Genomic DNA, 23,228 nt, shown 5'->3' with positions numbered 1-23,228 from the left:
CATTCACTAGCAGATGTTAGCACTGGTCAGGCATATCTCTCCTTAATTGAAAAAAGCTTTTTGCTTGATGCAATATACAACAAAGCCTAACGGAAGATCAAGACGTTCGCCATATACATGCAGGGCTTGTGAATTATTGCTAAGTGACTTGCTTTCCCACGCGATGCGCAACGAGATACTAACTCCTAGCGAACAAGGATAAAAATGCGCTTTTTTGAGAGGGAAAAACACGACATATTTCCTCAAGGAGGTACATATGACCAGTATCGCCAATGGAGCGGTAATTATCCAGACCGCTGCGGAGTCTGTTCCCCCGACCCCTTCCTTATATGTTAAGATTTTGATAGGCCCTCTCAAACCAGAGCCGAGCAGGGTTGAGCCTGCTCAAGAGTTCTGCTGGGGAAAGGCTCCCCCCTTCACATGGCTCGACCGATAAAACCAGATCGACCTTCCCCTGGCAGTTTTCCTGGGCCTTCCCTGTCTCTGAGTACTCACTCCTCGTCCCTGGCGCGCTCCACGCAAAGGGGGGCAGATCTCTTGCTCTCTCGTGCGGTTGAAAGCTACCAGCCAAGAGCGAAGACTACGTGTTCCGTATCCAGATCAGGGCGTCGGATCAACCCAACTCGTTCGGCAGTGCGGATGGAGGGGATATTCTCTGCTCTCGTGCGAGCAACGACGGGCCACTGGGGGAGATAGGTTCGGGCCAGGCTCACTGCTGTTCGAGCAAGTTCGGTTGCGTACCCTTGCCCCCATGCACTGGGGGTGAACCGGTAGTACAAGTTCAGCACCTCTCGCTCGCACCAGACCCGATGTTCTACACCGCCAAAGCCGATGATCTTCTCCTCCTGCGCAAGGATCACCGCCCAGTACCCGAAGCCATGGAGCTCCCAGTCGTGCAGGCAGGATCGCAACATCTCTTCGCTGGTCGCCAGGTCGGGATGTGGGGCAGCAGGGCTGTAGCGGTAGGTCGCCGGGTCACCATGCACAGCAAACATCGCCGGGCCATCGGTTGGCTGTAGACGGCGCAAGGTGAGTCGCGCCGTTTGCACCCAGGACCAAATGGATGTCAGCTCGCTCAGAGGCTCAACTGGGACATTGCGCGAATCCTGTTCGTCTGTCTCCCGCTTGTTCATTCTCATTCTCCCGGACATTCCTGCTCTGGTTTTCTTTGAGGTATTCTATCCTCTTTCCGCTGTCAGGGCAAGGTGGTTGCTCCGATCCCTCCTGTTGTCCCTTCGGTCATTCACTTCGCAGCTCATTGCGCATCGCGTGGGATTTACCTTCTTGACTGGAAATTTCTCAAATTTGTACGTGTGCGCCGGTGGCTTATACTCCAGTGATTTCTATTCTCGTCGCATTATCGCAACCAATGGCTCTTAGTTGCAATAAAGAGGCGTTTGCTCCTTGCTCTATCCAGCATTAAGAATGTCACAGATCGATGGTTATGACACAACCGCTTCCAGCCAGTCTGTCAGGTCTACAAGCTTGATTTGACGAGGGGCTTCGGAGCGATCAAAGGGGTCACTGATAACAATATCTCGTATCTCGGCCAGTGTGTAAATGTGGCTATACATGCCATAGGTAGAGCAACAATAAGTGGTGAAGGCTTCATTGTTTGAGCTCATTTTCCTCAGCTTTTTTGAGCTCTTCACCGGATAATGATATTGTTGGCGAATTAATATGGAGCAAAATATGAGATACTGAAGTAGCACAAAAAAGACAAGCATTCAGGAGAGAACCTATGTCACTCCATCCCCAAGCGATCCCGCCAGTTCCAGAAGAAACCGTACAGATAGCACGCGCCATTTTGCCCAATGGAAATACGTGTATTCATATGCGAGATGCATTAGGAACGTTTTTTCAGGATGAAGATTTCCTCGATCTGTTTCCAGCAAAAGGGCAACCAGCAGAATCACCTTGGCGACTCGCTTTGGTGATGGTGATGCAATATGCAGAGGGGTTGACGGATCGGCAAGCAGCAGATGCAGTGAAAACGCGCATTGATTGGAAATACGCCTTGAGTTTGGAAATCAAGGATCCAGGATTTGATTTTTCCGTGTTGAGTGAATTTCGCGCTCGTCTCCTCGCTCATCAAGCCGAGCGGCGCCTCTTTGATCTGATGTTATCTCAGTTCCGAGAACGAGGCTGGGTCAAAGCACGAGGCAAACAACGCACCGATTCAACACATGTACTGGCAGCTATTCGAGCTGTGAACCGTCTTGAAAGTGTTGGAGAAACCATGCGCCATGTCCTTAATATCCTGGCAGAAGTAGCTCCCGATTGGCTTCTTGAGCGCGTGCAACCTGAATGGGAAAAACGGTATCGATCACGCTTTAGCGACTTTCGTTTCCCAAAGGAAGAGAAATCGCGCCAAGAGCTCGCAGAGCAGATTGGAGTTGACGGCCGAATGCTCCTAGAGAGCATCTGGGGCAGCACAACCCATGCTTGGTTACAAGAACTCCCAGCAGTAGAGATTCTCCGAAGAATTTGGATCCAGCAGTATCACGCGTGTGAGCAGGGAACGCCTTGGAGAAAAGATCAAGAGCTTCCACCAGCGGCGCTCTTGATCCAATCGCCATATGATATGGAGGCGCGATACAGCAAGAAGAAGCAGACTGGATGGGTTGGAGACATCGGTGCATTTCACTGAAGGATGCGATGCTGATCAGCCTCATTTTGTGCTAGAAGTCACAACGACAGCATCCACGCTCCCAGATGGAGAGGTCATGGAAGATCTTCATGAACGCTTGGCTGACAATCGGCTCCTTCCCAGCCAGCACCTAGTTGATAAAGGCTATGTGGATGCCGAACTGCTTGCCACGAGTCAGCATCGTCATCAGATTGACCTCGTTGGACCGGTTCTTCCTGATACCAGTTGGGCCTCAAAAGAAGCTGGGCGTTTTGATCATAGCCACTTCCACATCGATTGGAAGGCCAAACAGGTCCTGTGTCCGGCTGGACAGACAAGCCGAGATTGGGGACACATCCCTGATCGACATGGGAAGCCACGTCTGCGTATCCGGTTCCCTCTTCCCCTTTGTCGGGTTTGCACGCTTCATGAGAAGTGTTCGTCAACCGCAGCCAAAGTGCTCATTCTGCGACCAGATGAAGCCACCTATGTGGCACTTCAGCAGGCTCGAAAACGTCAGGAAACCGCTGAATTTCGAGCCTTGTATGCAGCGCGAGCGGGCATTGAAGGAACCGTTGCTCAAAGTGTACGTACCTGTGAGATACGGAGGTCCCGATACATTGGCATGAAAAAACTTAATCTCCAGGCGTTTCTTACGGCGACCTCCATCAACATGCTTCGGGCTTGTCATTGGATCGCAGAAGCGAAGCTGGCAACCACCCCAACATCTCGCTTTGCAGAATTGCTCGCTTCTGTCAAGCAAGTAGCTGTTGCGTAGCTTCTGCTCATTCGCCAACAATATCTTAATGTGGCTCTACCGGCAGGACTTACCTTGCCCCAAAATAACGGATTGGTTGAAGGAAAAGTGAACAAATTGAAACTTATTAAGCGTATGATGTTTGGAAGGGCTGAATTTCCTTTGCTACGCCAGAGAGTACTCTATGCTCTGTATGAAGATATTACACATGAAAACTTGACTAATAATTGTAAAATTAGCATCACCAAAAGTGTGTAAGATCGATATTCTGGCAATGCTTGTGAAGCATATCTTGGCAGCGCCTCTGGCTTAGAAGCCGATTTACAGCAAACAAGCAATAAACCATTGTGTAGCATATGTTGGCCGCGATTCCGATTTGTGCAGCATATCGCGGCAGTGAGTCATTTCGTTGCTCGATCATCGGCTTGAGTGCTCCTGCCTCGAATGTTCACGGCCAAAATATGTTTCACAGGAAAAAGGGCAGGTTCACAGATTTGAGCGATGTGGCTCCCCGGGCGGAACACCTGCACCAACTCAACATAGCTCTGTGAAGCATATTTTGGCTCAAACGCACTTTTGGTGAATGTAGCCGAGTCATTGATATAAAGATTATCGCGCCTTGCTTCCTGTGCCCATAGAGCCCTATAATCTGTCAAAAGAATATAATTATTTCTATCTTTCTTTAGAAAGAGATAATCGGTATGGTACACACACTCATTTGCCCTACATGTGGAGCAACCAACGAGCAAACTCGCACCCATTGTTTTGCCTGTGGGCAATTTCTGACGATTGGACAAGGGCTACCGGAAGCTGTACGACAAAACCGGACCTCTGGTTTCGCTCTTGCTGGCTTTGTTTTGGGTCTCTGCAATCTCATTCTGGGACTGATCCCTTTTTATGGACTTATTCCTGCTGCTGTAGGAATCATCTTGTCGTGTTGTGGGTTGGGGTCTGTTTCTCGGAGAGGGTTGGCGATTGCAGGGTTGATACTATCGTGCTTAGCAGTAGTCATGACGTTATGCAGTTGTGCTCTTTGGAGTAACATGACCTATCCAGGTTAGCGCCAGATCTATACTCTCATTATTGTGGAAATTATGAAAGGAATGAATAGCTCAGAGAAAGCCAATAAATGACTTGAAAAGCGGCTCTGAGACTTTCTTAGGGATAGGGGTCTTAATAATCCATAAGAGAGCCAGAATTATAAATACAACAAGAAAGACATCAACATAATAAGCTCTCTCCTTCATCATCAAAACTGCGTTTGAGCCATATTTTGGCAGCAGGTAGGCACGCCTTTGCGCCAGAAGCATCTGGATGAGATGCGTAGCTCTCCAAAGCTGTATTTTCATTCGGTACGCTTCAGAGAAGTCTAGCACTGGCCTGAGCCTCCAATCAGATTCAAACATGGTCTATGAAGCATATTGTGCCGATGCACCTGTGAAGCATATCGTAGGCAGATTTTGCCATATTATGCTTCAACGTTCACCAACTTCTCAACAATACTATTTTTTTCAAATCGAAACTGCGGAATGTGAGTTCTAAGTTAAAATATGAGCAAATCGCTTTGGAAACAACGTAACTTCATGCTTCTGTGGAGTGGACAGCTTGTCTCTTGGGTTGGAACAGAAGTATCCGGTATAGCACTTCCTTTAGTTGTTCTGGCTTTAACAGGCTCCTCCGCACAAGCCGGAGGGGTTGCTGCCATACGGGGCCTTGTCTATGTTTTTTGGGCAATTCCGGCTGGTGGATTAATTGACAGATGGAATAGAAAAATCGTCATGGTTCTAGCAAATCTTGGGAGTGGATTAGCAATGGGAAGTATTACCCTCGCACTCGCATTTCATACTCTTTCTGTAATTCAACTCTACATAATGAGTGCTATTGAGGGATCATTCTTTGTCTTTGCAAATTTAGGAAGGTTTGCATCGTTCCCAAAAGTTGTCTCAAAAGAACAATTTCCAGCAGCCTCTGCACAATCTAGTACAGCAGACCAGATTGCCTTACTTGTAGGGCCACCTTTAGGAGGATTTTTGTATCAGACAGGGGGAGGTTTTATTGCTTTCTTTGTTGATTCGCTTTCTTATTTTATCAATGCGTTTTCCATTTTTTTTATAACTATACCTCTTGACGCAGAAACCCCGACTGAACGAAAGGCAATTCATCATGAAATCAAAGAAGCAATCTTGTGGTTTTGGCATCAGCCGTTACTTCGCTTCTTAAATCTTCTTACAGCAGGAAGAACCATTCTTTCCGCAGGGTTATATTTGCTCATTATTGTTCTTGCAAAAGAGCATCATGCTTCCTCCTTATTTATCGGTGTTATCTTTACTATTGGTGCCGGAGGAGGCATTTGTGGTTCCTTCGTATCTGCAAAAATATATAGTCGCTTTGGCATGAAGCAACTACTTGTCGGTGTATCATTACTTAGTTTCTTCATTTTCAGTTTATATGCAATCGCAATAAATAATGTTCTTTTAGCAGGGATCACAGCACTCTTGTATGCAATAGACCCACTCTATAATGTAACAACGTCTTCCTATTCAGCAAAAATGGTTCCTGATGAAATGAGAGGCAGAGTTACAAGTCTAGCTCGACTAGTTGTACTCGGAGCATATTCGTTTGGCTTCTTTATTACCGGTAATCTGCTACAGTATCTGGGAAGCAGATGGACTATTGGGGTATTCTCTTTTATGCTGCTTTTACTTTTTATTGCGACAGCGAAAAACAGAAATCTCGCTGTGGGGTGATAACATTTTTTCCTCCCATTTTTTCCGCTAAGGCCAGGCACTCTAAAAATGAGCTCAAATATTCCCGCTAAGCCGACTACAGAGCCTTCCAGTCCTGTTCTAGAGCGGTTTCATTGACATCACCTCCGCCCACATGATACGAAAGACGAGAAATGATGTGGATGTGGAGGATAAGGTGCCTTTTACTTCAAAAAGCCCAACCTATTTGACCCCAGAGCAAAGAGATGCCCTCACCCAGATTCCGGTTGATCTGTCTGATCGGGAGATTGCTCGCTACTACACCTTGACGCAAAAAGATCTTGAGCTGATCAACCAGCGGAGGCGACATCATAATCGTCTGGGATTTGCCGTTCAACTTGCCGTGCTCCGTTTCCCTGGGCGTCCGTTAAGGGATTTGGCGGGGGGCCTCCCCGCGTGCTGGCGACGATTGCCGATCAAGTGCAAATTCCCGCTTCCGCCTTTTCCCGGTATGGAGATCGAGATCATACGCTCTATGAGCACCTGGATGAGATCCGGCAGACATACCACTTCCGTGAATGTGGATGGAAGGAGTATCTCTGGCTTGCGCGCGAGTTGTTGCCGCTGGCCTTGGAGAGCGACCGCCCGCTCCTTTTGATCGAACATGCTCTGGAACTGCTCCGAACACAGAGAATCCTTCCTCCAGGATTTCTCCATCTGGAACGCTTCACCTGGATCATCCTCAAGGCAGCAGAGAGGCGATTGTACCGCTTCCTCACGTCCAACCTGACTCTGGAACACCGCGCCAAACTGGACTCCTTGCTTCATTCAGTCAGAGGCTGGGCGACGAGGTACCACCAGGCTCAGTTGGTTGCGAGAACCACCTGGACTCACTTCTCCCAAAAGTGTCAAGCAGATTGTCGAACGATTGCTCTTCTTGAGGGAATGTGGGCTTCCAGCCCTGTCCACAGAAGTACATCAGAACCGGATTCTTCAACTCGCCCGTCGGTGCAGCAAATACCAGGCCCAGCCACTCATGAAGTTCAAAGCAGACCGTCGCCATGCTTTGCTCGTTGCCCACCTCTTTGAGCTTTCACAGGATCTGACCGATCAGGCTCTTGACCAGTTTGATAGGCTCTTAGGGGAACTGATGCGTAAGGGAGAGCGGAAGCAGGAAAAGCATTTTTCGGGCGAATGCACGTCAACTGAATAAGAATCTTGCCACCTTAACGAGAGCGGCAGAAGCCTTTTTGCAAGCGAAAGCCGAAGGAGCAGACCCCGTGACAGCAGTGTTGGCTAGAGTCTCGGAACAGGAACTGACCGCAACGGTCACGTCGGCGAAAACACTTCTGCGCCCGGACGATGGAGATACCCTGGATCTCATCGAAACCCGTTATGCTCCGATGCGTCAAAGCTTGCACTCGTTATACCGAGTGCTCGACTGGTCCCCCGTTCGCGCAACGGAACCGGCTCTCCAGGCGCTCGAACACGTCTCACGCCTGGCGGAGCATCGGAAACGAGTCACCGCCTCCACGCAGAACATTGGGAAGGAGAAAGTCGTCGCCCCACTGGCTCATCTGACAGAGCGATGGCGCAAACACGCTCTGGCGGGGGAAGACATTGCCCCAACCTTTTATGAGGCAGCCGCTTTTGATGCGCTCAAAGGGAGAGTGCGGTCGGGGGATATCGCCGTCAACGGAAGCAGGAGGCATAGAACGTTCGAGGGATATCTCCTCCCTCAGCCACATTTTGACCAGCTTGTTCAGAAACAGCAAAGGAGCCATCCCTGATCCGTCTGGATGATGGGCAGCACACGATCTTTCTCTACGCAATGCTCATCCAGACGGCAATGATACTCAGGCTTTTCACCTGTGTTCACACAGTCACGGCTTCGGTATCGAACGCGAAAGCAAGGTTATGGCTTGTGTGAGGGGGCAATCATGCTGTTGTGAACCCGGCACTCTTCGACAAAAGCGAGTTCACGCAGGTAGAACGCACGCGCCGCTAAGTGGGCACTGAGTTGATGAGCAACGAAGCGTTAGCGACGCACATCCACAAATGGGGCTTGTGGGAAGAGCTGGCTCAGTTCATCCAGCGCAGATGCAGAGGATTCCCAGGTGGTGTCATACTCTCCAAGGATCATCTGGACGGGAACGCGCACATCAGCACTGATCTGGCGAAGACGTTGGGGAAAGCGAAGCACCTCACGCAACTCCGCCATCGGCAAAGGAGCTCGACTCTGCTTCAAGCGTTCTCGGGCCTCATGAACCCAACTGTTGGCAGGCCCAAGGGACCTGGCGTTCTCGTCGAAAGGAAGCTGGACGAATGGGGCCTCGGCCAGCAAGCTTTGAAAGCGTTGGAGGGCACCTGGCAACCAGCGTAATCCCGTCCCATGAGTGCTCACGCCAAGTAAAGGAACATCAGGCTGGCTGGCAGCCAGTCCAAGGACGATGAGTCCCCCGAAGGATTGGCCAAGCAGAACGATTCCTGCCGAGTCGGCTCCATACTGCTCCCAGGCCGCGTCAATGGCGTCTATCGCGTGATCTTGTTCAGCGTCCTCACCATCGGCTCCTCCGCACTCGGGCTGAGCCTGGAGCATCTGGGTGTTTTGCCTACCGTGGGCATCGTGTGGAGTGGCCTGCTTCTGATAACCGGATTTCTGTTTCTGAATCGGCACATGCGGCAAGCGACATTCCCACAAGAGTAAATCCCATCATGCTGCTGCTGATACTCAGATGTGGGGCTTCTCTCCCGTGAACAAGAGAAGCCAAACGAACTACCATGAGGAGCGATACGTGATGCTCGGAGGGTGGTTCTAGCCCGTCGCGCCAAACTCAGGCAAGACGAGTTGCTGCGCCAGAGGAACGATCTTGCCTGGTTTCTTGCGCGCGATGGGTTCTGGTCGCCTCAAAGCTAAAAGCCACTCGGTATCAGATAAGTGTCATTTCAAAAATTAAATGGCGCTGAATTTGAAGAATTAAATGGCTCACACTGCGTGTAAATTCCTCTGGAACTCCTGGATAGCAAGAGCTTTTTGTAGTCTCATCCTCAGTTCCATGCCGGGTGGTGCGGCTGCGACGCATGGTTTCTTTGGAAAATAAGCTGATGGAATCTTGCCAATTATGCTGGTGACTTTTTGTTCACTCTCTCTTCTATTTGCCTCTGGAATGGCTCCACAGGCTAAAAAGGAGAGATGCTTTCAACAGAGTAATTGCAAAGAAATCTCCAGCTTATTTCCCAAATTTACAGACAGAGCGATCTGAGAACAAGCAACGCACGCAAGCAGCATGCGCTGATTTGGAACAGCGCTATCACAAACTGCTGCAAGAACATATGAGTTGTGGGACCACCATCGCGAAGCTCGAAGCTTAGGTCGCTGAGTATCTGGCCCTTCTGGAGCGCTTCCGATCCGCGCTCCAACGGGAGCTGCACAGCTAAAAGCTAGCAAGGAACATCCACCTGATCAAACTTCTCAGGTGGCTTCTGAGGTCCGTTTGATTGCACGCTCAACGGCGCTGGGCAGACGCGTCTCAAAGTCCAGGAGCCCGACCCAGTCTGGATGGATGAAGATGCGCGTCATGCGAGGATAGAGGCGGGCCGATTCAGCGAGGAATGCCTGTGCGTCTTCCTCGCTCAGTGTCCGGCGGGCACTGGCGACATACTCCGGGGCAAGACCCTCAACGGTGTCAGTATGCACCGTCCCACGAATTTGGAGGATCTTAGGAGGCGAGGAGTCATGCTCGATGCTTACCGCCACCTTTGCGCCATTCTTGAGTACCTTCGTCTTGGGGGCGTCTGTGGCTGTCGCCATCACGATTTCCTGCCCGTTCCAGTAGAAACCGATTGGCACAACACGGGGCGTGCCGTCGTGCCAGTTGTAGGCCAGATGGGCAAGACTCTTCGATTGCAACAATTGCTGGGCGACTGGGTCTTGAAGCAGGTCAACGTCTCCTTGTTTGGAAGGCATCACTGGCTCCTTGCTTTGTTCACTTGACATACTTGCGCGTGTCCTTTCTTTCAACGTCCTTTCTCAGGAGTTCTTCTCACGCCTCACGTATGTGGAAGCTCAAGTGTATCTCTTTGAGGCGACTCTTTCTGAGTGAGTGTTGTTTCTGAATGTTTAAAACAGATGGTATCCAAGCATACATTCTGCTCTTCTGAGGAAAATGAACAACGACTAGAAGAAACATTCGTAGGAGAGCGACTTCCGTCAGCACCCATGCTAGGCTTTCGTCAAGCCAGGTCAGGCGCGTCGGCGGATCTTTCCCAGGCAAGAGTCGGGCCGAGGATTTGAGCAAGATAAGAGAAGTTTTTTTCTTGCTCTGCCAATAGAATAGAGAGACGTGCAACTTGCAAGAAAATCTACGCTCTCCATCAGTCATGCCGAATGCAAACGGGAGAGAAAAGGAAGGAAACATCGATGAACACACATGATCAGCACCAAAGGTCGCCAGATGTTGAAGGAACTCGGTCATGAGAAAAGTGATTGCACTCGAATTCATCACCCTTGATGGTGTCATACAAGCTGGAGGCGGGCCAGAGGAAGATACCAGTGGTGGCTTCGCGTATGGCGGGTGGGTGGCTCCCTATGACGACGATGTTGCTGGAACCGTCATGAATAGGCAGATGAACCTGCCGTTTGATCTGTTGTTAGGGCGCAAAACCTTTGAAATTTGGGCACCGTTCTGGCCGCACCATGCGGACATATGGCCGGGCGTCAATCCAGCGACCAAGTACGTCGCCTCGAATTCCATGACTTCTAGCGAATGGCAGCCCTCCGTGTTTTTAGGCGGAGACATTGCGGAAAAAGTCAGCAAACTCAAGCACCAGCCAGGGCCGGATTTGCACGTGTACGGCAGTGCAAATCTCCTTCAGACGCTGATGAAGCATGATTTGGTCGATGCGTTCTGGCTCAAGATATTTCCGCTGACGTTGGGCAGCGGAAAACGGTTGTTTACCGATGGCACCATCCCGGCGGCGTTCAAGGTGACGGAGAGCCAGGTCTCCCCAAGTGGCATCATTCTCGTGAATTACGAGCGTGCCGGCGCGGTTACAACCGGTTCGCTGTCCGGAAGCTGACATCCCTGAGGTCGCGAGGAGCCTTCCCAAACCCACACGTGCTTCGACCGCGCATCACGTGCGAACGGGGGAAAATCGGCAGAGTGGTGAACAGCAATGCGAGGAGGCGCGCCTGTGCCGATTTTCCACGTCGCTTTTTCGAGCCGTGAGATGCTGGTCAAGCGTAAGATACTCTTTTTGCTGATTGCCTGAATTACCAGAAATGGCGTATCGTCACCCGCTTCTTCAGCCATTTTATGGAGGCCTGCGAGGTCGCTTCCCATGTTTCGCGCCGATTTCCTCCCATTCACCTCAAAAATCGTCGAACATTCACGCTTTTTACCAGTGCGCCTGCCATACTAGGACGTTTTTTCCCCTCCAGGTCCTTGAGAAAGGCCAGCGCCTCCACAACCGGACGCCCAGCCTCATTGCTTGCAAACTCAATGGTACGCAGGAGCGCGGGAAAAAAGCGACGTACCGCAGAATAGCGTGCGACGATTTCCTGGTAGTAGTTATCATCTGTCGGACGTGCCAGTTCATAGATGGTTGAGATCGCCTGCGTGATCCTGGTCTCTTTCTCCATGAGAAAGGCTCGCGCCTGTTCATCCGTCCACGGTGCAGTAATGACTTGCTCGCTAATCTCAGCAAGTGATAAAGCGGCTGCATCCAGATCACGCAATGTCCGCAGTCGTGCTTTTTTCCCTGAGCTCACTGAGCGGGCCAGAAGATCTCTGACGAGCATGTCGAGGACATCGAGTGAATCATCTTGTGCTGTCACGGCAAGTTGACGCACGAACGAGACCAGGGTTGCGATGCGGCGGTGCTCGGTTAAATTCGCAATGTTCTGGGCCTTCGTCGTCACAGCATATTGAGCCAGCGCTTTCATACGCGATGGAGGAACATTGACCAGATCCTGAGGACCAACATCTAACTGCCGCGCTTCTGTGAGGCGCGCGAGGGATTGGACCAGGACTGGCGCGCTGGCATGGGTTGGTGCTCGACGAAGACGTTCAAGATTGCTGGCTCGTGAGACCCCGGCGCGAGCCAGCAGTCCCTGCAAATCCGTTTGTTGTTCGGGGGAGGCAGCCGCGCTAATTCGTTGCCACAAACGCTCTGCCACACGCTCTTGAATGGTAGAAATCAGCCGGGTAAGGGTGGTCACGCCAGGTAAGAGCACTTTTTTCTCTAGAAGCCAGGCGGTTGCCAGATCATAGAGCACGCTTGGCCTCTCCGTTCCAATCCAGACGCGTGCATAGAGAAAACGCATCAAGGCGAAACCTCCACAGCGATGCGAGAACTCTTTATACCACAATAGTGGCGAATTTCCAAGGTATGTTCCCGCTAGGTCTGAACTCGCTCAGCATAGTGAACAATACACTGCGGATCAGCAATTTTCAACTGTGTAGCCATGTAATGAATCACACCAATGGGAATATTGACGGGATCAGCTAGAAAGACGCCAAGAAATCGAAGTGTCCCAATCTGGATGGCAAATCCTAAGCGGTTATGATCTCCGCGACGCTCTCGAATCAGGGCGCGGTCTTCATCATTGAGATGAAAGTAGCGAGCGAGTTGCTCAGCAGATGGCTCGCCAACATAGCGGCCATAGCGTTGCTCTTGTGCCTCGGTTAAATACTCAACAGGCATGTGTTATGCCTCCTCTCATGTGCCTTCATCTATCTATCATGATGGCAAGTAATTGCACCTTAATTGGCAGAAAAGAGGATCACAAGGAAAAAAGCTAGGACTAATATCTCCCAAAAAAGCCAAGCTGTCGGAGCCTGCGGGCGGCAGGCTCAGGAAAGAGGATGGAATGTCTAGGTGATAACGTCCGTTATCACCTAGACAGAATGGCATGCGATAGGTGCATATTGCCTAGACATCCTGTATAGTCTTTACGGGCAGAAAAAGGTTAAGACGCGACGGAGGGACTGATGGTACAAACGCTCGCCTATATTCGGGTCTCAGATGATAAACAGGATGTCAAAAACCAGAGGCACGAGATCCTGGAGGCAGCCCGACTCAAAGATCTCAAGATCGACGATTTTGTTTCTATTAGCATGACCAGTCGGAAGTCTGCTGCGCAGCGGCGCATTGATGAGGTGCTCACCCGTCTGGAACGAGGGGACACGTTAATCGTCACCGAACTATCGAGATTGGGACGCAATACTGCTGAGATCATTCTGCTCGTCAATGAGCTGGTGCAGCGAGGCATTCGGCTGATTGCCTTAAAGCAGCACATTGATCTCACAGATCATGATATGAGTTCTAAAATTATCATCACCGTTTTCTCTCTGCTGGCCGAACTGGAACGCGATTTGATCAGTATGAGGACCAGGGAGGCGCTAGCCGCGAAGAAAAGCCAGGGGATCGCCCTTGGCAAGCCAAAGGGGACTATTCAGAAAAGTAAATTTGATGCGGATAGGGTGCGCATCGAAGAATTGCTGAATATCGGACTCTCCGTCCGCAAGATTGCTAAAATCCTCAACTATCCAAACCATCACTCACTCAACACCTATGTCAACAAACGCAGACTTCGCGAAAACGATACATCACAGAGCTAGTGGAAGAGGCAAATTCCTTAGCGTGCGTTTTCGTTCCATTAATACTCAGAGGCTAGATGCTTACAAAGCACTTCTAGTAGCAGAGACATCGATCCGGCAGAGGATCCTGCAAGTTGTATGAGGTGGCTCAGCCGCGCTCATTGTGTTCGGTAGCAGAGACATCGATCCTGCAGAGGATCCTGCAAGCGGTCTTATTGATCGTAGTAAACGATGTGGACGTTGGGTAGCAGAGAGATCGATCCGTGAGAGGATCCTGCAAGATCTATAAGTAAGCCTTCCTGGATTGCAAGGCGTTGTAGCAGAGAGATCGATCCGTGAGAGGATCCTGCAAGTAGCTTGCGGTACCCCGTATATTTTAAGAAAGGTCACGGCTTTCGGGTCAGTATGGGCTGCAAAGGGATTGTATGTATTCCTAACCTCGTTATTGGCTCAATTCCTTTACATCGTAGCCAGTCAAGCAGAAATAGAAAGAGAACTCTTCTTTTCAGGAGTTCACTTATCCATCTCAGGCTTTACTAGAAAACAACATATGTAGAAGAGGAGGCGCACTTGGGAAGTTATCAGTCAGAGAGCCGCTATTACCTGCATGTCCAGTTAGTTGGCATTGAACCACCTATCTGGCGCAAGGTGGTTGTGCCTGGCGCCATCAGTCTTCATACCCTTCACAAAATGCTTCAGGTGGTCATGGGGTGGGAGAATGCTCATTTGTATTTGTTCAGACTTACCATCAATGAGAAGACAATTGTATATGGGCTTCTTGATCCTGATTGGGAAGATGTAGGCATGCGTATCAGGGATAGCCGACGCACTACGCTCGATGCAACCGTCTGGGCCGAGTGGCTGACGTTGACGTACGAGTATGATCTGGGTGATAGCTGGATGCACCAGGTAACGATTGAAAAGATTGAGCATCTTGCAGATGAAAACCTGGGTGAAGATTCGCTCTGGATCATCCCTCGTTGTTTGGCCGGTGAACGGGCGTGTCCCCCGGAAGATGCTGGTGGCATAGGTGGATACACGTCTTTACTTGAGTTGTTGCAGAATCCAAAGCATCCTGAGCACGAACGTCTGCGCCAGTGGGTCGACGCGTCTTACGATCCTGAGCTCTTTTCAGTTCAGCAGGCCAATTCAGCGCTGGCGATCCTGGAGTGACAGAACTTTTCAACCTGCATTGGATATGTCGTCTTTATTGCCACGAGAAAGCATTTGTTGTGATACGCTGTGTGGCTTGGAAAAGGCTGCCAGGGAGATCGAAGAGGTGAGCGCAAAAAATAGATGCATTCGTGCTCTTTTTTGCATTGCCTTCTTGGCACATCCTGCCTCCCTTGAAATGTGGAATAAACATGTTATAGTGCTTATAACGTCTTCTGAGAGGAGGCATCCTGCTTTCAGAGATGTCTGAAATATCTGTTCCTAGAGCAAGAAAAGCTGTTGTAACATATATGTTCAAAAACGGGGAAAATTTCTTGGAGTATCATGCTTTTGAGCAGAAAAGCTCATACATAAGAGATTTCTCTTTGAAGCCATATGTGTTCTGTTTTTCGAAAAATCATGCATAAGAGGCTAGAGATAGCAAAAAACTCGTAACATACTATGTTGATCAAGCTCATGGGGATATCAACATGGATGGATTGGCTTCTCAGGCTGGTCTACAGCAAGCAGGAGATGTTATTGCGAAGTACTGCCTTCCAAGCAGGCTGTCGCGAGTTCGAGTCTCGTCTCCCGCTTTTCTTGTAAAACCGTCCTTCTCAATGTGCTTCACAAGCTGCTTCGGAGGAAGCGAGCAGTGATGGTAGGTGAGAAGGACGGTTTTCTTTATGGCCAAAGGGCGTTCAACGGACACCTGCCTTCATTTTCTGGGAAACACCTGCCTCGCGTTCCACGTTCTGACAAAAGTGTTCACAAGCCGTTCAATCCATGACCACCTGAGAGCAAATCATAGAGGTACCCAATGCTTTCTTGCTCATGGAGCTTGTTAACCAGGTGCTACGTCAATCCAGCCTTCAAAGATAAAGTAGATGAAATAATTGTATCCACATACTCTTGTTTAGTGCATGCTCACAAACCTCCTTCACATTTGGCCTTGCAAAAAGATTCACCCCGTATTATAATGAGTAAGCAATCAGTCATTTATCTTATTGGTGGGAGAATATGGCGAGACCAAAAAGTCAAGATAAACGCAACGCTATCCTTGTGGCAGCCATTGAACTTATTGCCGGGCAGGGCTTGAGTGTCCCGACGGCCAAAATCGCTCACGCCGCTGGTGTCGCAGAAGGGACCTTGTTCACCTACTTCGAGACCAAAGAGAGGCTGCTCAATGAGCTGTACCTGGAACTGAAGCGCGAAGAGCGGGAGGAAATGACGCGGGATTATCCCGTTCATGCGAGCTTAAAGGCCCGTGCTCGTTATGTCTGGGACAACTATGTTGGTCTGGGCATCGCTCAGCCGCATAAATTCAAAGCCATGACCCAACTAAGCGTCTCGGATCACATCTGGGAACAGACCAAACGTCAGAGCGTGGAAGGATTTGAAGCTATTTCTGCTATGCTTCAAGAATGCCTGACCAGCGGGGCTCTCAAGGACCAGCCCCATGAATTTGGCGTCGCCTTATTCATATCCATGAGGAATATGACGATAGAGTTCATGCTCCACCATCCTTCAGAGGCGGATCGCTTCCGCGATGCTGGCTTTACCGCTTTTTGGAATGCAGTGACCACGACCTAAAATTTTTTCTCTTTTTAATGAGTGCCTACTCACTTATTAAACATGGAAAGGAACGTTCGATGCCTTTAAACGCATATATTACCTTTGGAACATCTGGCCTGCGGGTGAGTCCGTTTGCCCTTGGGACGATGACGTTTGGGGAAGAGTGGGGTTGGGGAAGCAGTGTTGCCGATGCAGAGGCTATTCTTACCCACTACCTTGAGCTTGGCGGCAATTTCATCGATACCGCGAATAGCTATACCGATGGTCATGCCGAAAAGATCATTGGCGACTTCCTCGCGAAGGCTCGCGTGCGCCGAGATCGTCTCGTTCTGGCAACCAAATTCTTCTTCAATCAGTATCCAGGAGATCCGAATGGTGGCGGGGCGAGCCGCAAGGCTATCATGGAGCAGTGTGAACAGTCGCTCCGGCGCTTACAGACCGACTATATCGACCTGTATTGGCTCCATAATTGGGACCGGTTTACCCCGATCGAAGAGACGATGCGCGCACTTGACGATCTGGTGACGGCGGGCAAAATACGCTACATCGGTTTAGATTGCGTACCTGCCTGGAAAGTCGCACAGGCTCAGACTATCGCGCATTTCCGGGGATGGTCACCGATCGTTGCCGTGCAGCTCGAATACTCCCTGCGGGAACGAACCGTCGAGGGGGAGCTGATCCCAATGGCGCAAGAGCTTGGCCTGGCGGTGGCTCCATGGAGTCCTCTGAACAACGGAGTGTTAACGGGAAAATACACCCGCCAGAACGCAGGGACGGCAAAAGGAAGAGGACAAAGGATGCTATCCCTCACAGAGAAAGATTATGAGCTCCTCGATACCTTAGGCGAGATTGCTCATGAATTGGGTACGACAATTGCTGCGGTTGCCCTGGCATGGGTGCAAGGGCGTCCAGGTGTCACCTCAACCATCATCGGAGCCCGCACGCTCAGACAACTGGATGAGAACCTGACCGCACTCGACCTGCAGCTTTCGCCTGCGCACGTGGCCGCGCTCGACAAGCTGTCAGAACCAACCCTCAACTTTCCGAGTCAGAACATCAGGACGCTTTCACTAAACGGATCGCATGCCGGTGCAACGGTCAATGGCATACCATCTACCCTCTTGTTTCCCTCTCTGCTGAACAACGAGAAGAAACGATATTAACAGATCGGTCTAGGAAAAGAGTTTTCAACGGTTCTCAAAAGAGAGGAGAATGGAGGCAAAGCGTGGCAATATGCCCAGAAAGTACATTCTCATAGACAGATGTGAAAAAATGTTCTATACTGGAAGAGATAAGGGGTTTTGACGTCTATCAGGAGCGGTGGGCAATGATTCGCGCGCATAAGATACGTCTCCATCTAACAGAAGAGCAGAAAGGCTATTTTGCCAAAGCTGCAGGAATCTCGCGCTTCGTTTGGAACTGGGCACTCGCTGAGTGGAATCGCCAATACGAGGCTGGTGAAAAACCGACTGCCTTCAAGCTCAAGAAGCAGTTTAACGAGATCCGGAGAGCGCAGTATCCCTGGACCTGGGAGGTCACGAAGAATGCCTCCGATCAGCCCTTCCTCGATCTGGCAAACGCCTGGACCGCGTATTTTGACGGCTTGAAACAGGGAAAAAAGACCGGTCGGCCCACATTCAAGAGCAAGAAGAAAAGCAAACTGAGTTTTTACCTGGCCAACGATCAATTCGAGCTTGGGGACCATCGGATCTGGATCCCCAAGCTCGGCTGGGTGAATATGGCAGAGAACTTGCGCTTTGTGGGCGGGAAGGTGACAGGTGCGCGCATTACCAAAACGGCAGACTGGTGGTTTGTCTCGATTCAAGTCGAACTTCCAGATGCGATCCCGGCGAAGAAACCGGCTGCTTGTGGCATCGATGTCGGACTGAACCGCCTGGCAACCTTGAGTACGGGAGAGGGAGTCGAGAACCAAGCCTTCCTCAAAACGGCGCTCAAAAAGCTCCGTCAGGCCAACAAACGGCTGCATCGCCGCACACTCGGCTCGAAAAACCGGGAGAAAGCACGCAGGCAGGTTGCACACCTGCACTACCGAATCACCTGCATGAGAGATGATGTGCTCCACAAGCTGACCACCCGGCTCGCGAACTGCTACGGGATCATTGGCATTGAAGACCTCAATCTCAAGGGGTTGCTCAAGAATCGCAAGCTCGCGCGTTCGTTCTCGGATGCGGCATTAGGCAAACTCTTGAACGTGCTGAAGGCGAAGGTGGAGCAACGAGGTGGGCACGTCATCAAGGTCAACCGTTTCTTTGCTTCCAGTAAAACCTGTCACGGTTGCGGCTGGAAGTGGGAAGACATGCAACTCTCAGATCGGGTGTTTCTCTGTCAGAACCCGCACTGCGCGTATGCTCAATTCGAGCAGGATAGAGATTATAACGCCTCTCTCAATATCCTGGCGGAAGCCCTGCGCTTGATCGGGCTCATTGATCAAGCCGTCTCCGGTACTGGCTCGGACGAAGACGCAAACTTGGCTGTGGACGCGGGGTAAGACCAAAAATGTGCTGGTCACATTGAGGCACCTACGGATGAAGCAGCAACAACGAACGATGTGGGAGAGCTATGCTCGCATACGTTTTCCTACATTTATCGGAGCAGTTAGTATCCTCGATCAGATCAACAAGGTAGCCGAGATTCTCGACTGCCTTGTTGATCTGATCGAGGAAGTGTGAGAAATAATAATCGCATCGCTGCTTTCGTTCGAGACAGCTTGGCAGACCGTACAGGGATACGAGGCAATGCATAGTGAGGCAATGCACATCCCGTGAGCAGACCCACAGAATTCCCAAATTTACAGCCAGGGATACTGTGGTAACCCTGGTTCATTTGTTTTCGCAAAAAGTCCTTTGGCTTTCTGTTGTAGTGTGAAGCAGATGGTTTCAACAGCGCTCTCCAGGTCAAGCAGAGAAGTGTTTAAAATAATATCGTACAGATGCGCATCTTCCGGCTTTTGATGGTACTCCCTCTGAAGATGCCTCGCTCGATCACGATCTTTCGAGCGGATGCGAGACTCGGCTGCGTGGTAATCTATGCCTTCGCGTTGCATCACACAGGCCGCGCGTTTTTCAAATGGGGCAATAATGCGGACGTGCAAAACGTTCCGCAGTTCGGCCAGGATCACCTGAGAGGCTCTTCCGACGATCACCACTTGCCCTTGTACAATGGCTGCCCTCACAAGCTTGTTCGCTACATTCCGATAATCCTTATCCGAAGGAACTGCTTCTAATGGAATATTTACCATAGAATCTGGATAGAGAGACAGATATTGCAATCTGTTCAGTATCTGTGACGCTCTTCCTTCGGTACATTCATCATAGGCCTCTGCTTCCTCAATACTTGTGCTCATCTCGTTTGCGATGCGTGCAACAATGTTGTGATCGATTAAATGCCAGCCCAGACGTTGAGCAAGACGAAACGCAATCTCACCTCCACCACTGCCATATTCTCGTGAGATGGTGATAGCACGCATTTGATGAATAAAATCAACATCTTCGCTCATGGCATGTATCTCCTGAATAGACATAAAACTCAGGCTTAAGGTGTTTTCACTGGTCTCATTGACGACCGTCAATGAGACCAGTGAAAACACCTTAAGGGGCGTTCACGTCGTGTTCTCAGCCCTGCTTTTTGCTCCTCATAAAGAGTACATCTATAGCGCCATGCTCCACAGCGTCGTCCACCAACGTGTCAAACCAGCGGATCAGGTGTACACGTGTGTGCGCCACCATCACCACGAGTTGCCCCGCTGATATCATGGCCCGGATCTCTGTGGGAGGATCTCCCACCACCACACGACGCTCAGTCACCTGGATACCCTGTTGGACGAGCCGATCGCTGACTGCGGCGAGATACCTTTCAGCCTCCTCCTGCTGTTCCACTGACGCAATCACGCGCAGCAGACTTACTCCATGCACCATCACAGGCATAAGAGCAATCACCGCTTGCAACGCGTCCTCGTGCTCTGCCAACCCATCCAGCGGCACAACAGCATGCTCCAGGGGCGCAGAGGGACCAAAGGCATGCACCATCAGCACGGGCGCGGCTCCGTAGCTTAGCAGGCGTGCGGATATCGAGCCCAGGACAAAGCGGTCGAGGCCGCTGTGGCCGTGAGTACACATGACCACGAGATCAATGCCTTCATCGCGTTCATAGTCGAGCAAGTTCGAAGTAACGTTTCCGGTTGGCTGGGCGGTTCGCGTGGTGATCCCTTGCGCGACGAGACGCTTGCTTACGGTATCCAGGTAGTTCGCTGCCGTTCGCATGTTTGTGCCAGTGATCTTATCAATGATTTCATCGGAAAGTTCCTCTCCCCACTCAAGCCATGGAGTTGCTACAACAGGGACTACGCGGACAAGATGAAGAGTTGCATGAGTCGCGTGAGCTAGCTGCGCGGCGACTGGAAGTGCGCGCTCAGCTAGCATTGAACCATCCAGAGGAACCAGTATCTGCTTGAACATAGAAACCTCCTTAGGACTCCGCCGAAATACGTTGACCATTTTTGTCTCCAAGGAACAGCACAAAGGACAAAACCGGTCAACTTGTTTCAGCGAGCCACCTTAGTGACACCGAGATCAAAGGTGACGCATGACCGCTCTTCCTGAGAAGAGCACAAGAATGCTAATGACGACGGCTCCCGCCCCAACGTAAAAGGGAACCTGAGGTGCGAACCACTCAGCCAGTATTCCTGCCAGCCAGGGCGCAATCGCTCCGCCGATAAAACGTACGAAGCTATAAGCCGCTGATGCGACGGAGCGCTCAACGGGCGCGACCTCCATGACTGCTGTTGTCACTAAAGTATTATTGATGCCCAGGAATATACCAGCAAGAAGGACTGCAACGATGAGCGTCGTCTGCGAAGAGACGCCAAATCCCATCATGAGCAAATCAATCGCGAAAAGGGCAAGGACTATGTACATTGAGCGCAGTGTCCCGATTCGCTTGCTCAGGCGTGGCGCTACAAATACCGAAGTGATCGCGAGGAGGACACCCCACCCAAAATAGACGAGACCCAGACCATGGGCATCAAGACGCAAGGGGAAGGGCGCATACCCCAGGAGCGTGAAGAAGCCAAAGTTGTAGAAGAACGCGGTCAGACCCATCGTGAGTAATCCTCGATGCCGCAATGCGCGGATCGGAGCCAGGATTGAGATACGCTTTTCCGGTCGGGGCATAGAGGGCAGAAGAACGATGATGGCGATCAATGCAATGAGCATGAGGATACCAACGCCGTAGAATGGGTTGCGCCAACTGACCGATCCTAGTGCACCGCCAAGTAAAGGGCCAACTGAGATACCCAACCCGAGCGCAGCCTCATAGAGGATGATGGCGCGTGCCGCGCCACCGCTCGCTACCGCGACAATAACGGCAAGTGCCGTAGAGATAAACAGCGCGTTCCCTAGCCCCCAGCCAGCACGGAAGCCGACGATTTCGTTAATGGTTGAGGACGACCCAGCCGCGACACTGAAGATAATAATCAGTGCCAGGCCGCTGAGAAGCGTCCATTTTTGGCCAATCCAGCTTGAGACTGCCCCAGTAATGAGCATGGCAATACCTGTCACGAGAAGGTAGCTTGTGAAGAGCAACTCGACCTGGGCAGGAGTGGCGTGGAGTTGCTGAGAGATGGCAGGCAAAATCGGATCGACCAGGCCGAGCCCCATGAACGAAACCACACTGGCAAATGCGATGGCCCATACTGCCCTGGGTTGACGTAAAAAGCTGCTCTGCTTGGCGGTCTGAACTGGTTCCGTTGTCTCCCCTTGTGGAGAGGCAACATCCCCTACAGATGTCTTTGATTTCATTAGGTTTTCTCAATTCTTTGGACTTATCAGACGCATACACTCACCCAAAAGGTTGTACAATACAACCTTTTGGGAACGCTTGTATTGTACAACCTTTTTGCTCGTATGTGCAAGTATTTTCTCGCCGGACAGATCCCCTGGTAGCTCCCCACTCCTTGTGATAACCTGTACACAATAGATGCAAAGGCTGGCGCGGATCTGCATAAGCCGTCACATTGCCTGAGAGACGCTTGTCAATGATAGTTGCAGCGCATGACCATACGATGGATAAACTATTCTAGCCACTATAACAGGAAAAACGGTGGTCATCTACATTACAGGAGAATAAGAAAGCTATGGATAGAGAGAACGATAGTGTCGAAGCGGTCGAGCATGCAATCACAATCCTCTCTCGTACGTTAGAATCTGCCCAAAAAGAGCGAACGCTCACCCTCTCTGCCTACCTTCTGCTCGGTGAAATTGTACAAAATGGTGGTCCCTTGGGCATTAATGTTTTGGCTCAGGCGTTACAATTGGATATCTCGACGATTAGCAGGCAAGTGGCTGCCCTCGAATCGAGTGGTCTGGCAGAGCGCTTCCCTGATCCAGTGGATGCGCGGGTGAGCCTTCTCCAGATTACAGACTTAGGCCAAGCAAGGTTCCAAGAGGCCCATAAGATGCGCTATAGCTTGTTTTCTGAGCTCTTTGAGAACTGGCCGGAAGAAGATAGACGCCAGTTCGGGATATACCTTGAACGATTCAACCAGGCTATACGTCAGCGACGCAACAGGCAGACGCATGCATCTCGGGATGGTATTGGCCCGGTCTGATGGCTCTTCCGCATTTTGATACTACTTGTCAACTTTCCTTAGGCGGAAGCATCGTCCTTGGCTGCCACACGTTTCGGCCTTGTTCATCAGCCTCAATGGCTGCCAGCCAGAAAGGAAGGCTGTCATTGGAGTGGGATCGAGTGTTGATGTAGACATAGAGCTCCTGGGATTGCTTATGATAGTG

At 50.7% G+C, this 23,228-nt stretch carries 21 protein-coding genes and 3 pseudogenes; 14 read left to right on the top strand and 10 right to left on the bottom strand.

The genetic code is table 11. The features are described from left to right. Positions 1-256 precede the first annotated feature (256 nt). On the top strand, positions 257-436 hold the full coding sequence (locus KRAC_RS20205; RefSeq protein ID WP_007910207.1) for a hypothetical protein: 180 nt from the start codon (positions 257-259) through the stop codon (positions 434-436). A 124-nt stretch (positions 437-560) separates the two neighbouring features. Here the strand turns inward: KRAC_RS20205 and KRAC_RS20200 are convergent, their stop codons facing one another. Both KRAC_RS20200 and KRAC_RS20195 read right to left on the bottom strand, forming a co-directional pair. Then, the gene (locus tag KRAC_RS20200) at positions 561-1,133 is read right to left on the bottom strand and encodes a GNAT family N-acetyltransferase (protein ID WP_007910205.1); all 573 of its coding nucleotides are present in this window, start codon (positions 1,131-1,133) and stop codon (positions 561-563) included. A gap of 309 nt (positions 1,134-1,442) precedes the next feature. Then, positions 1,443-1,625, bottom strand: a complete 183-nt coding sequence (locus KRAC_RS20195; protein ID WP_040443941.1) for a hypothetical protein — start codon at positions 1,623-1,625, stop codon at positions 1,443-1,445. Positions 1,626-1,741: 116 nt separating this feature from the next. Here KRAC_RS20195 and KRAC_RS66265 point away from each other — a divergent pair. The 4 genes and pseudogenes from KRAC_RS66265 to KRAC_RS79580 all read left to right on the top strand — a co-directional run. Next, positions 1,742-3,407, top strand: a pseudogene (locus KRAC_RS66265) (IS1182 family transposase). A 1,529-nt stretch (positions 3,408-4,936) separates the two neighbouring features. Beyond that, positions 4,937-6,133, top strand: a complete 1,197-nt coding sequence (locus KRAC_RS20175; RefSeq protein WP_007910187.1) for an MFS transporter — start codon at positions 4,937-4,939, stop codon at positions 6,131-6,133. A gap of 133 nt (positions 6,134-6,266) precedes the next feature. Beyond that, positions 6,267-6,470 (top strand): annotated as a pseudogene (locus tag KRAC_RS79585) (DUF4158 domain-containing protein); the annotation flags it as partial. 77 nt (positions 6,471-6,547) lie between these two features. Continuing rightward, positions 6,548-6,763, top strand: a pseudogene (locus KRAC_RS79580) (DUF4158 domain-containing protein); the annotation flags it as partial. A 160-nt stretch (positions 6,764-6,923) separates the two neighbouring features. Here the strand turns inward: KRAC_RS79580 and KRAC_RS73775 are convergent. Beyond that, entirely contained in the window at positions 6,924-7,172 is a 249-nt protein-coding gene (locus KRAC_RS73775; RefSeq protein ID WP_169460900.1) for a hypothetical protein, read from the bottom strand. 199 nt (positions 7,173-7,371) lie between these two features. Here KRAC_RS73775 and KRAC_RS20160 point away from each other — a divergent pair, with 199 nt between their 5' ends. Further along, positions 7,372-7,881 (top strand): hypothetical protein, encoded by a 510-nt coding sequence (locus tag KRAC_RS20160; RefSeq protein WP_040443935.1) that lies wholly within the window; start codon positions 7,372-7,374, stop codon positions 7,879-7,881. A 248-nt stretch (positions 7,882-8,129) separates the two neighbouring features. On the opposite strand, the gene KRAC_RS20155 is transcribed toward KRAC_RS20160, so the two are convergent. Next, positions 8,130-8,768, bottom strand: a complete 639-nt coding sequence (locus KRAC_RS20155; protein WP_169460917.1) for an alpha/beta hydrolase family protein — start codon at positions 8,766-8,768, stop codon at positions 8,130-8,132. A 795-nt stretch (positions 8,769-9,563) separates the two neighbouring features. Then, entirely contained in the window at positions 9,564-10,058 is a 495-nt protein-coding gene (locus tag KRAC_RS20150) for a pyridoxamine 5'-phosphate oxidase family protein (protein ID WP_007910184.1), read from the bottom strand. Between the two features lie 506 nt (positions 10,059-10,564). On the opposite strand from KRAC_RS20150, the gene KRAC_RS20140 reads away from it, so the two are divergent. Next, positions 10,565-11,170, top strand: a complete 606-nt coding sequence (locus KRAC_RS20140; protein ID WP_007910183.1) for a dihydrofolate reductase family protein — start codon at positions 10,565-10,567, stop codon at positions 11,168-11,170. Positions 11,171-11,456: 286 nt separating this feature from the next. Here KRAC_RS20140 and KRAC_RS20135 read toward each other — a convergent pair whose 3' ends face one another. Both KRAC_RS20135 and KRAC_RS78370 read right to left on the bottom strand, forming a co-directional pair. Beyond that, positions 11,457-12,461 carry a DUF4158 domain-containing protein gene (locus KRAC_RS20135; RefSeq protein WP_075164323.1) on the bottom strand — a complete coding sequence of 335 codons (1,005 nt, stop codon included), beginning with the start codon at positions 12,459-12,461 and terminating at the stop codon, positions 11,457-11,459. A gap of 29 nt (positions 12,462-12,490) precedes the next feature. Beyond that, positions 12,491-12,796: a DUF4158 domain-containing protein gene (locus tag KRAC_RS78370; RefSeq protein WP_052568434.1), complete on the bottom strand. Its 306-nt coding sequence runs from the start codon at positions 12,794-12,796 to the stop codon at positions 12,491-12,493. A 287-nt stretch (positions 12,797-13,083) separates the two neighbouring features. Between KRAC_RS78370 and KRAC_RS20130 the strand changes: the two genes are divergently transcribed. The 6 genes from KRAC_RS20130 to KRAC_RS71445 all read left to right on the top strand — a co-directional run bounded on the left by KRAC_RS20130 (position 13,084) and on the right by KRAC_RS71445 (position 19,109). Beyond that, on the top strand, positions 13,084-13,713 hold the full coding sequence (locus tag KRAC_RS20130; protein WP_007910181.1) for a recombinase family protein: 630 nt from the start codon (positions 13,084-13,086) through the stop codon (positions 13,711-13,713). A gap of 549 nt (positions 13,714-14,262) precedes the next feature. Then, the gene (locus KRAC_RS20125; RefSeq protein WP_007910180.1) at positions 14,263-14,865 is read left to right on the top strand and encodes a plasmid pRiA4b ORF-3 family protein; all 603 of its coding nucleotides are present in this window, start codon (positions 14,263-14,265) and stop codon (positions 14,863-14,865) included. 999 nt (positions 14,866-15,864) lie between these two features. Then, complete coding sequence (locus KRAC_RS20120) at positions 15,865-16,437, top strand: TetR/AcrR family transcriptional regulator (RefSeq protein WP_007910175.1); 573 nt, start codon at positions 15,865-15,867, stop codon at positions 16,435-16,437. Positions 16,438-16,496: 59 nt separating this feature from the next. Beyond that, complete coding sequence (locus KRAC_RS20115) at positions 16,497-17,582, top strand: aldo/keto reductase (protein WP_007910173.1); 1,086 nt, start codon at positions 16,497-16,499, stop codon at positions 17,580-17,582. A gap of 164 nt (positions 17,583-17,746) precedes the next feature. Then, complete coding sequence (locus tag KRAC_RS20110; protein WP_007910172.1) at positions 17,747-18,928, top strand: RNA-guided endonuclease InsQ/TnpB family protein; 1,182 nt, start codon at positions 17,747-17,749, stop codon at positions 18,926-18,928. 37 nt (positions 18,929-18,965) lie between these two features. Next, entirely contained in the window at positions 18,966-19,109 is a 144-nt protein-coding gene (locus tag KRAC_RS71445) for a hypothetical protein (RefSeq protein WP_007910170.1), read from the top strand. 119 nt (positions 19,110-19,228) lie between these two features. Here the strand turns inward: KRAC_RS71445 and KRAC_RS20105 are convergent, their stop codons facing one another. The 3 genes from KRAC_RS20105 to KRAC_RS20095 all read right to left on the bottom strand — a co-directional run bounded on the left by KRAC_RS20105 (position 19,229) and on the right by KRAC_RS20095 (position 22,235). Further along, positions 19,229-19,936 (bottom strand): cytidylate kinase-like family protein, encoded by a 708-nt coding sequence (locus tag KRAC_RS20105; RefSeq protein WP_007910168.1) that lies wholly within the window; start codon positions 19,934-19,936, stop codon positions 19,229-19,231. Between the two features lie 115 nt (positions 19,937-20,051). Next, entirely contained in the window at positions 20,052-20,894 is an 843-nt protein-coding gene (locus KRAC_RS62035) for a universal stress protein (protein WP_007910166.1), read from the bottom strand. Positions 20,895-21,008: 114 nt separating this feature from the next. Next, a complete protein-coding gene (locus KRAC_RS20095; protein WP_007910165.1) occupies positions 21,009-22,235 on the bottom strand; it encodes an MFS transporter in 1,227 nt (408 codons plus the stop codon). 335 nt (positions 22,236-22,570) lie between these two features. Here KRAC_RS20095 and KRAC_RS20090 point away from each other — a divergent pair, with 335 nt between their 5' ends. Further along, entirely contained in the window at positions 22,571-23,044 is a 474-nt protein-coding gene (locus KRAC_RS20090) for a MarR family winged helix-turn-helix transcriptional regulator (RefSeq protein ID WP_007910164.1), read from the top strand. The last annotated feature ends 184 nt before the right edge of the window (positions 23,045-23,228 follow it).

The sequence above is a fragment of the Ktedonobacter racemifer DSM 44963 genome, assembly GCF_000178855.1.
Classification (GTDB): Bacteria; Chloroflexota; Ktedonobacteria; order Ktedonobacterales; family Ktedonobacteraceae; genus Ktedonobacter; species Ktedonobacter racemifer.
This window is presented reverse-complemented; position numbering and strand designations above follow the sequence as displayed.

Coding starts and splice junctions, on each gene's coding strand:
- KRAC_RS20205 (WP_007910207.1), top strand. CDS start 257: ATGACCAGTATCGCCAATGGAGCGGTAATTATCCAGACCGCTGCGGAG.
- KRAC_RS20200 (WP_007910205.1), bottom strand. CDS start 1,133: ATGAACAAGCGGGAGACAGACGAACAGGATTCGCGCAATGTCCCAGTT.
- KRAC_RS20195 (WP_040443941.1), bottom strand. CDS start 1,625: ATGAGCTCAAACAATGAAGCCTTCACCACTTATTGTTGCTCTACCTAT.
- KRAC_RS20175 (WP_007910187.1), top strand. CDS start 4,937: ATGAGCAAATCGCTTTGGAAACAACGTAACTTCATGCTTCTGTGGAGT.
- KRAC_RS20150 (WP_007910184.1), bottom strand. CDS start 10,058: ATGCCTTCCAAACAAGGAGACGTTGACCTGCTTCAAGACCCAGTCGCC.
- KRAC_RS20140 (WP_007910183.1), top strand. CDS start 10,565: ATGAGAAAAGTGATTGCACTCGAATTCATCACCCTTGATGGTGTCATA.
- KRAC_RS78370 (WP_052568434.1), bottom strand. CDS start 12,796: ATGCCTGTTGAGTATTTAACCGAGGCACAAGAGCAACGCTATGGCCGC.
- KRAC_RS20130 (WP_007910181.1), top strand. CDS start 13,084: ATGGTACAAACGCTCGCCTATATTCGGGTCTCAGATGATAAACAGGAT.
- KRAC_RS20120 (WP_007910175.1), top strand. CDS start 15,865: ATGGCGAGACCAAAAAGTCAAGATAAACGCAACGCTATCCTTGTGGCA.
- KRAC_RS20115 (WP_007910173.1), top strand. CDS start 16,497: ATGCCTTTAAACGCATATATTACCTTTGGAACATCTGGCCTGCGGGTG.
- KRAC_RS20110 (WP_007910172.1), top strand. CDS start 17,747: ATGATTCGCGCGCATAAGATACGTCTCCATCTAACAGAAGAGCAGAAA.
- KRAC_RS71445 (WP_007910170.1), top strand. CDS start 18,966: ATGAAGCAGCAACAACGAACGATGTGGGAGAGCTATGCTCGCATACGT.
- KRAC_RS20105 (WP_007910168.1), bottom strand. CDS start 19,936: ATGAGCGAAGATGTTGATTTTATTCATCAAATGCGTGCTATCACCATC.
- KRAC_RS62035 (WP_007910166.1), bottom strand. CDS start 20,894: ATGTTCAAGCAGATACTGGTTCCTCTGGATGGTTCAATGCTAGCTGAG.
- KRAC_RS20095 (WP_007910165.1), bottom strand. CDS start 22,235: ATGAAATCAAAGACATCTGTAGGGGATGTTGCCTCTCCACAAGGGGAG.
- KRAC_RS20090 (WP_007910164.1), top strand. CDS start 22,571: ATGGATAGAGAGAACGATAGTGTCGAAGCGGTCGAGCATGCAATCACA.